7 protein-coding genes are annotated in these 5,625 nt (G+C 71.0%); all 7 read left to right on the top strand.

Translation table 11 applies throughout. From position 1 onward, the window contains the following. The first annotated feature begins 68 nt into the window (after positions 1-68). The 7 genes from ACFWE2_RS24225 to ACFWE2_RS24195 all read left to right on the top strand — a co-directional run bounded on the left by ACFWE2_RS24225 (position 69) and on the right by ACFWE2_RS24195 (position 5,525). Positions 69-923 carry an ABC transporter ATP-binding protein gene (locus ACFWE2_RS24225; protein WP_377226767.1) on the top strand — a complete coding sequence of 285 codons (855 nt, stop codon included), beginning with the start codon at positions 69-71 and terminating at the stop codon, positions 921-923. Next, entirely contained in the window at positions 920-1,681 is a 762-nt protein-coding gene (locus ACFWE2_RS24220) for an ABC transporter permease (RefSeq protein WP_377226766.1), read from the top strand. The genes ACFWE2_RS24225 and ACFWE2_RS24220 overlap by 4 nt, the downstream gene beginning before the upstream one ends. A gap of 103 nt (positions 1,682-1,784) precedes the next feature. Then, positions 1,785-2,831, top strand: a complete 1,047-nt coding sequence (locus ACFWE2_RS24215) for a hypothetical protein (protein ID WP_377226765.1) — start codon at positions 1,785-1,787, stop codon at positions 2,829-2,831. A gap of 70 nt (positions 2,832-2,901) precedes the next feature. Further along, positions 2,902-3,357 carry a hypothetical protein gene (locus ACFWE2_RS24210; RefSeq protein WP_377226764.1) on the top strand — a complete coding sequence of 152 codons (456 nt, stop codon included), beginning with the start codon at positions 2,902-2,904 and terminating at the stop codon, positions 3,355-3,357. Between the two features lie 110 nt (positions 3,358-3,467). Beyond that, positions 3,468-4,289: a C40 family peptidase gene (locus ACFWE2_RS24205; RefSeq protein WP_377226763.1), complete on the top strand. Its 822-nt coding sequence runs from the start codon at positions 3,468-3,470 to the stop codon at positions 4,287-4,289. A 109-nt stretch (positions 4,290-4,398) separates the two neighbouring features. Beyond that, a complete protein-coding gene (locus ACFWE2_RS24200) occupies positions 4,399-4,854 on the top strand; it encodes a DUF6153 family protein (protein ID WP_377226762.1) in 456 nt (151 codons plus the stop codon). A gap of 101 nt (positions 4,855-4,955) precedes the next feature. Then, entirely contained in the window at positions 4,956-5,525 is a 570-nt protein-coding gene (locus tag ACFWE2_RS24195; protein WP_377226761.1) for a DUF305 domain-containing protein, read from the top strand. Positions 5,526-5,625 lie beyond the last annotated feature (100 nt).

Below are 5,625 nucleotides of genomic sequence, written 5' to 3'. Positions count from 1 at the left end.
GCCACGGCGGCCGGACCCGGCAGGCGGGGCGATCCGCAATCTTCGAGAACGTGACGAGAGGGAGTCAGATGAGTACCGAGACAACCACCGGAGCAGGGCGCGGGCCTGCGATCCGGGTGCAGGGCATCAAGAAGTCCTACAAGGACCTGCACGTCCTGCAAGGCGTGGACTTCGAGGTCGCACACGGCAGCATCTTCGCGCTGCTGGGCTCCAACGGTGCAGGCAAGACCACCATGGTGCGGATCCTGTCGACCCTGCTGCGGCCGGACACCGGCACCGCGACCATCCACGGGTTCGACGTCACCACGGACGCGCAGGCCGTCCGGGAGTCGATCAGCCTGACCGGACAGTTCGCGGCGGTCGACGAGGTCCTGACCGGCCGGGAGAACCTCGTCCTGGTCGCCAAGCTGCGCCACCTGAACAACCCCGGCAAGGTCGCCGACGACCTCCTGGACCGGTTCGACCTGGTCGACGCCGGATCCCGCAAAGCAGGCACGTACTCCGGTGGCATGCGCCGCCGCCTGGACATCGCGATGAGCCTGATCGGCAACCCGCCGATCATCTTCCTCGACGAGCCCACCACCGGCCTGGACCCCGAAGCCCGGATCGAGGTCTGGCAGGTCGTCGCGGAGCTGGCCAAGCAGGGCACGACCGTGCTGCTGACCACCCAGTACCTGGACGAGGCCGAACAGCTCGCCGACCGCATCGCGATCCTGCACCAGGGCCGCATCATCGCCAACGGCACCCTCGCAGAGCTCAAGGCCCTGCTGCCCCCGGCCAAGGTCGAGTACGTCGAGAAGCAGCCCTCCCTGGAAGACATCTTCCTCACGCTCGTCGGCACCAACGGCAAGGACGGCGAGAACAACAAGGACAACAACGAGACCGAGCCGGCCACGGCCGAGCCGAGCAAGGAGCAGTCATGAGCAAGCACTTCTTCGGCGACACCGCCGTCCTGACCGGCCGGTCCCTGAGCCACATCCTGCGCAGCCCCGACACCATCATCACCACCGCCGTCACGCCGATCGCGATGATGCTGCTGTTCGTCTACGTCTTCGGCGGCGCCATCCAGACCGGTACCGACAACTACGTCAACTACCTCCTGCCCGGCATCCTGCTCATCACCATCGCGTCGGGCATCGCCTACACGGCGTACCGACTCTTCCTGGACCTGCAGGGCGGCATCTTCGAACGCTTCCAGTCCATGCCCATCGCCCGATCGTCGGTGCTGTGGGCACACGTCCTGACCTCACTGGTCGCCAACCTCGTCTCCATCGCGGTCGTCGTCCTGGTCGGCCTCCTGATGGGGTTCCGCTCCGGCGCGGGCATCCTGGCCTGGCTCGGCGTAACGGGCATCCTGGTCCTGTTCACCCTGGCCCTGACCTGGCTCGCGGTCATCGCCGGCCTGTCCGCCAAGACCGTGGACGGCGCGAGCGCGTTCTCCTACCCGCTGATCTTCCTACCCTTCCTCAGCTCAGCCTTCGTCCCGACCGAGACCATGCCCGGCCCCGTGCGGTGGTTCGCCGAGAACCAGCCCGTGACCTCCATCGTCAACACGATCCGCGACCTCCTGGCCCAACAGCCGGTCGGCACCGACATCTGGGTCGCGCTCGGCTGGTGCGTCGGCATCCTCACCCTCGCGTACTTCCTCGCGATGTCGGCCTACCACCGCAAGATCAGCTGACACGAACCAGACAAGCCCCTCCGTCACCCCTGAGACGGAGGGGCTTCGCCGACATCGCACCCGGCTCTTCAGCCGCGGCAGCCCTGCCGCTATGTTCTTCGCCATGTCCGACGAGCGTGCGGTCGACCGGTCCGGTGAGATCAGCACGCCGCCGAGGCCCGGCGACGAGACGGGCCTCGGGGCGCTGCTCAAGGACCCCTTGTTCCTGGCCGCGATCCCGATCGCACCCTTCGTCCTCATCGCGTTCAACGTCTGGTCGATCACGCACGGCGACGCGAACGCGACCCTCGCCGTCATCCAGCACGTCAATCCGCTGAGCCTGGTCCTAGCGACCTGGACCGACCTCGTCGCGACGGTCGCCGTGCTCGGCGTCGTGCTGCAGCGCCGCATCCGGGCCCGGCCGGGCCGGATCGACCCCTTCGCCGTCCTCGTCGTGGCGGGCATCCTGTGCCTGCCGGCGGCGTCCGTGGCGATCTTCGCGTTCTACGCCTGGGTCTCGTGGATGCGGCGGCTCGACTTCCGGGTCAGCGGCCGGATCGACGGCTTCCCGCTCGACGAGCTGAACGTCAGGAGCCGAGCGGCCGGGACGAGCCTGTGGACCGGCGCCGCCCTGGCCGTGTTCGCGGCGCTGGCGTTCCTCATCGGGCTGATCTCCGCAGCCGTGAGCGGCGACCTGCTCCTGCTGCTGTACCAGGTGATCGGCGCGGTGACCGTGACGCTCTTCGTGCTGGCGCACGCGCACGAGGCGCCGGGCTGGATCCGGCTCGCGGACCGGACCTACCCGGCGCTGCTGCTCGTCCTCCTCCTGCTGTGGTCGCTGTGGGTGCCCGTCGCGTCCTCACGATGGCTCCCCAACGAGCGCGTAGTGGTCGAGGGCCTCGGGTCGCCCGGCGCGACGAGCTCCAGGTATCACGACGGCATGGTCGTGAACGTCGACGACGTCAGCCTGCTGCTCCTGCGCGACGACGGCGCCCTGGAGCAGATTCCCACCCGGAACGTCGTCGGCCGTGCGGTCTGTCCCGTCGAGACGCCGGCGAGCGAGTCGGGCGGCCGGGACGTCTCGCTCATGTCCACGCTGGTCGCCGCCCGCTCCGCGGCCGAGACGGTGGTGCGGTGGCAGGACCCGATCTGCAGCGCGGCCGACTCGTAGCGGTCACACGATCAGGACACCTCGCGCAGTTGCCCACGAGCGTGTCCGTTCCGTTACCCTAGGGCTCGCCATGAACCTGACACGTGCCGTCCGTTCGCCGCTCGCCGCTCCTCGGCGTGGGCTCACGAGTGTCCTGACGGCCATGTTCCTCGCGCTCGTGGTCCTGGGCGTGCAGGCCGTCTGCGGTGTCCACCTGGACGACGCCGGTCACGGCGCGGCGGCGTACGGCGCGGCGGAGCACCATGCGGCGCAGGTCTCGGCGACCGCGCCGGACCAGGTCACCGGTGCTCCCGGGCAGCACGGCGACGGACACCATGGCGAGGGCCCGAACCACTGCGCCGAGGATCGCCCGGTGACCGCGCGGTCCGACCGGACCGTGTCACCCTCCGTGGACCTCGCGAGGGCCCCGGCCCTCGCGATGCGGTGGCTGGTACCCGAGCTCGCGCACCACTGCCCGACGGATCCGTCGGGCCTGGCGATGGCGGAAGCGCCGTCGCTGCACGCCCTCGGGATCTCCCGGACGTAGACCACCACGCCCCCGTCGACACCACCCCATCAGGGTGTCGACCGGTTCAGCGCGCCCCGAACCCGGGCCGCGCGTGTGGTCCTACTCCGATCCGAAAGGTCCCAGCTTTCATGGAGCCCAGCTTCAACCTCAACCCGGCCGTGCGCGGCCGTGGTCGTCATCGGGCGGTGCGCCGCCCCGTCCTGGCCGACGTCGCCCGGACCGCCACCGAGCAGGCCGCCGCGTTCGCCGGCCGCACCGCCGTGGCGGCGGCGGCCGGTTCCGGCGTGCTGCTGTCCCTGGTGGCCCCGTCCGCCCAGGCGGCACCGGCCACAGAGGTCAGCTCGTCGCTGGCCGGCAAGGCCGTCAGCGGCACGCTCGACACGGCCGACCTCAACGCCCTGACCGCCCAGGCCAAGGAGGCGGTCGCCGCCGCACCCGTGGTGACCGTCGCCACCGACGCCAGGCTGAACGTCGAGACGGCCGCGGTCTCCGTGACCTCGGCCGAGGAGAACGAGGAGTACCAGGCGGAGCTCGCCGCCGAGGCCGAAGCAGAGGCGGAGGCGGAGGTGGCCGCCGCCGCGGAAGCCGCCGCTGCCGTCGAGATCCCGGCGTCTGCCCAGGGATCGGCCATCGTGTCCATCGGGATGCGGTACCTCGGGGTGCCGTACCTGTGGGGCGGCGAGACCCCGGCCGGGATGGACTGCTCCGGATTCACGTCCTACGTCTTCGCGCAGGTCGGGATCGACCTGCCCCGGACCTCGTCCGAGCAGCGGTACGCGGGGACCGAGGTGCCCTGGTCCCAGGCGCAGCCCGGTGACCTGCTCTGGTCGCCCGGCCACATCGCGATCTACGCCGGTGACGGCATGCAGATCGAGGCGCCGGTCCCGGGCAAGTCCGTCCGGTACACCCAGGTCTGGCAGTCCAACCCGGTGGTCCTGCGCGTTGGCTGACCTACCCGGCGCGAGGGGCGGACGCCGCGCCACCCCTCGCGCCGGCGACGGGCGGCGGGGTCCGCGGCCGCGGTTTCATCCCCATCGGCGGTGGGATAGCCTCCGTGCCGTGCGCGTGATCTCGCTTCTTCGTTCGGCCGTCGCCGGGCCTCGCCGGCGCCCGGTCGGCGTGCTGGCGATCCTGACGGTGATCGTCGGGGTGGTCACCATGCACTCGATGAGCGGGTCACCGACCAGGCACTCGCACGCCGTGCCGCACGAGGCCCCCGTGGTTGTCGCGGAGCAGGCCGTCATCGCCACCGCCGTCGTCGTCAGGCCGATGGCGGAGGCGCTGGACGGCCACGGCGAAGGGGGCGCGGGCGACTGCGAGGGATGCTGCGGCGACGGTCTCACGACGGCGATGTGCCTCATGGTCCTCGTCGCGCTCCTGGCCCTGGTCGTGCCCGCACGCCGGCTGCTATGGCGGGCCCCGCTCGAGGTGGCGACGGCCCTCACACAGGCGCTGGCCGGCGTCCGCGCCGTCGCCGCGCCTTCCCTGCACGAGCTCTGTATCTCTCGGACGTAGACCCCGGCCCGGCGCCTACCGGCGCCGATCCGACAGCCCTGCCGCGCCCAGCGCGGCCGGGTCAGTGACTGCTACCCCGAGACCAGCTAGAGGAAGACCCCATGAAGCGCACCGTTATGTCTGTCATCGTCCTGGCCGGAGCACTTGCCCTCGCGGGCTGCTCGGGCGAGGAGCCCGCGCAGGACACCACGACCGTGGCCGGCGAGCACGCAGAGCACAACGACGCGGACGTCATGTTCGCGCAGATGATGATCCCCCACCACGAGCAGGCGATCGAGATGTCCGACGTCGTCCTGGCCAAGCCCGACGTCGACCCCCAGATCGCAGAGCTCGCCGACCAGGTCAAGGCCGCCCAGGCGCCCGAGATCGAGGAGCTCGGCCAGTGGCTGGACACGTGGGGCGCCGAGCGCACCGCCGAGCACTCCGGCCACGCCGGGATGAGCGGCATGATGTCCGAGGAGGACATGCAGGCGCTCGCCGAAGCCGCTGGCCCCGAGGCGAACCGGCTGTTCCTGGAGCAGATGATCGCGCACCACCAGGGCGCGGTGGAGATGGCGCAGGAGGAGATCGAGTCCGGTCAGGACCCGGCCGCGGTCGAGATGGCGCAGACGATAGTCGACACCCAGCAGGCCGAGATCGCGACGATGGAGGACCTCCTCGCCTCGATGTGACCCTCCGGTGGTGGGGGGGGGGGGGCCGGGGCCCCCGGCCCCCCGAGGAGGGGGCGGAGGGGGACGCGCCCGCCGCACAGGGAGGCGCCCCCCCGCGGGG

Origin of the sequence: Promicromonospora sp. NPDC060271 (assembly GCF_042726755.1) — a bacterium.
GTDB lineage: Bacteria > Actinomycetota > Actinomycetes > Actinomycetales > Cellulomonadaceae > Promicromonospora.
Note: the sequence above shows the minus strand (reverse complement) of the source record. Positions and strands in the feature narration are given on the sequence as shown.